This window comes from Mesorhizobium sp. M2A.F.Ca.ET.039.01.1.1 (assembly GCF_003998035.1).
GTDB lineage: Bacteria > Pseudomonadota > Alphaproteobacteria > Rhizobiales > Rhizobiaceae > Mesorhizobium.
Genome location: NZ_RZRY01000952.1, coordinates 1 through 1,960 on the forward strand (window position 1 = coordinate 1; position 1,960 = coordinate 1,960).

The window sequence follows — 1,960 nt, forward strand, 5'->3', positions numbered from 1 at the left end:
GCGTTGCAGGATGCAGGCAATCACGATCGCGGCGGTTTCCTGGCCCATCGCATGGCAGGCCTCCTCATACGCCGACGGCGAGACGCCAAGGTAGCCCCGCACCTGGGCGGCGGTAATCATGAAATCGCGCCAATTGCCGATCCCGGCGACGGCATAATCCGCAATTTCGGGGCAGGCCTTCAGCACAAGCCCCAGCGGATAGGTTTTTGGGGGCTCTGCGGTCCTCGTCCTGGACTCGGCCGTCACCCCGCTTTTCTCGAAAGCAGGTTCAAATTCAAAAATAGAGTCGGTATTTGAATCAGATTGCTGCCGCTCGTTTTGAGAGTCATTGCCGCTTGGATTCATGGATTTCATATGAGTTTCCAGCAGCTTACCCACATCATCACGCAAGGCGGCCAGATCGGCAACGATAGGCTCGAGCTCGGCAATGTAGGCTCGGCGCGGAATAGCCTCCACAACATCGCGGAAACGCTTCCAAAGGCCTCCCCAGTCGCCCGGGACATCTTCGTTGACAGCGGCCTCGATCAGCTTGTGGATGTCACGGCGGTGCAAGGTGATCCGCTCGCGCATAAGCTTGAGCGCCCTGTTGTCGGCGCGAACACGCTCGGCCGCCGCCTCGAACTCGTAAGCACGGGCCAGCAGCGGCGCCAGGGAGAAGCCAAAGGCTTCCTGGATCTCCCCTCCTCTGCCCTTGCGGGCGTAACGCTTGCCGTTCGGGCTATCCCGACGGATGATCAGTCCGCAGTCCACAAGAGCCGCCAGGTGCCGCCTGAGTGTGCCATCGGGCATTCCGTGCGCCCTGAGCGACAGCTGAGCGTTGGAGGGAAAGACGATGAGGTCGCTTTCCTCACTCAACTCACTGTCAGGATAGAAAGAGAGCAACGCATTCAGCACGGCCAGGGCACGATCGCCGATGCCGACGATGCTCTTGCCTTCGCAGAGGTTGCGGTAGATCTGCCACTTGTCGACGACCCTGCCCTTGGGGATTTCACGTGACTCATTTTGCGCTGCCAACATGGTAAGCGACATCGGCCGCCGCCCAAAGGGCGTCGTTGCAATATCCGTCTCCATTTCTTCGCCTTCAATTAGGCAAAAGAAATCTGCTCGCCAAAACGACGCCAATGACTCTTGACAGTGATTCGTGGAGATGCGATTCTCAGCTTGCTTATGGTTGAGAAGGGCTTCCGCGACGGTGACGTTCGGGGGCCTTTTTCTTTTGCGGTTTAGTCTCCTGTTGCCTCTTTCTTCGATGTCCTGAATGCCTCGTAAAGGCTGTCCAGGTTCTCCGAAATGTATTCGCCGAACTCGGCCGCGTCTTTCGCTTTAAGCGCCAGACTGAAGGCCTTTCCATTGTTTTTAATCGTCGCGGCGACTGATTTGTCGGCCGGTGCCCAGGTTCTGTTGATCCGCGGAGCGAGCCCTTTCCTGATCGGCTTGTTGGACTTTGCTCCGTTCAGAAAATCAAAGAGCAAGTTGAAACGCTCATCAGAATCTGCGGCCGCGAACTCTTCGCTGGCCACATAGCTGTTGGCAATTGGCGTGTTCTTCGGGTTCTCGACGAGCTTCCGAATATCCAACCACCGGTCGCGTCCAATCCCTTTGGCCGGCCCAATCGCATTAATGATGACCGCAGGGATAGCTTTCGGAATCGTCAGCATCTTAGAGAGCGTCTGGTAGTCGACCGACAGAGCAGATTGGATGGTTTCGCGGCTGAACCCAAGCCCACCCAGCTGCTGGGCGAACATAACACGCTCAATGAACGTAAGGTTGGCGCGTGCGGAGTTTTCCTGCCCTTGTGCGACAACGTGGTCGATGTCTGCCAGCGTCTTCACCACTGCGCGGACAGGCCTGCCGAGTTGTTTGGCAACTCTCACCCGTCGGTGTCCGAAAACGGCCATGTAGCGGCCTTCGGCGCTGGGATGGGGTCTTACAAGGATTGGGGTATCCTGTCCCCTCTCCC

2 protein-coding genes are annotated in these 1,960 nt (G+C 57.7%); both read right to left on the reverse strand.

The genetic code is table 11. The features are described 5' to 3' along the window. Positions 1-1,071, reverse strand: a 1,071-nt coding sequence (gene repC, locus EOA24_RS36000) for a plasmid replication protein RepC (RefSeq protein ID WP_127410705.1), incomplete at its 3' end; no start/stop codon positions are given. A 152-nt stretch (positions 1,072-1,223) separates the two neighbouring features. Next, positions 1,224-1,960, reverse strand: a 737-nt coding sequence (gene repB / locus EOA24_RS36005) for a plasmid partitioning protein RepB (protein WP_127410706.1), incomplete at its 5' end; no start/stop codon positions are given.